Genomic DNA, 536 nt, shown 5'->3' with positions numbered 1-536 from the left:
GGTTTGAAATTTTGAGCGGGCAGTCTTGAACATTCCAAACTATGCACGTCGAACGGTCAGCCACCCCTGCGCAGTCTAGAAAGAAAAAATGGCTGATGGAACCCGCAAATGGCTGGTCCAGTCCTCACACCGCTTCCCTTGCCCAGAGCCTGTGGCCATGGCGGCGGAAATAGCGCGCCACCAGGCGCTGCTGCTTGGCCCTGATCAGGTCGGGCAGGCGCCGCTCCTGGCGCCAGCGCGGTATGTTGCGCCAGCAGGCTATGAAGCGGGCGGCGTCCTCGATTACCTCCTGCGCCGAGAGTGCCGGACCGATAGCGGCCAGGAACAGCGCCTCCGACGGTTTCAACTCGTCGATCACCGCCTTGCGCCTGACGTGATCCTGACGGGCGTGGGCGATGCCGCTGCGACGGATTGCTTCGAAGGCTTCAAGCAAGGCCAGGCTGTCGCCGGCGTAGCCGCAGGAACGGGCAAAATCGGCGGCAAAAGCGTCCATTATCGCTCCCGGGTCTGATGCAGTGGGCAGGTTCGTGCCCGAC

The 536-nt window shown here is 62.9% G+C and carries 1 protein-coding gene; it reads right to left on the bottom strand.

Features of this window, described 5'->3' with window-relative positions:
* Positions 1-124: 124 nt before the first annotated feature.
* Positions 125-523, bottom strand: coding sequence for a hypothetical protein (locus EN925_RS38910; RefSeq protein WP_050596175.1), 399 nt, complete (start codon positions 521-523; stop codon positions 125-127).
* Positions 524-536: the final 13 nt, after the last annotated feature.

Origin of the sequence: Mesorhizobium sp. M7A.F.Ca.US.006.04.2.1, assembly GCF_004022915.1 — a bacterium.
Lineage (GTDB): Bacteria > Pseudomonadota > Alphaproteobacteria > Rhizobiales > Rhizobiaceae > Mesorhizobium > Mesorhizobium ciceri.
The sequence above is the reverse complement of the archived record's forward strand: the minus strand, read 5'-3'. Positions and strand labels throughout refer to the sequence as shown.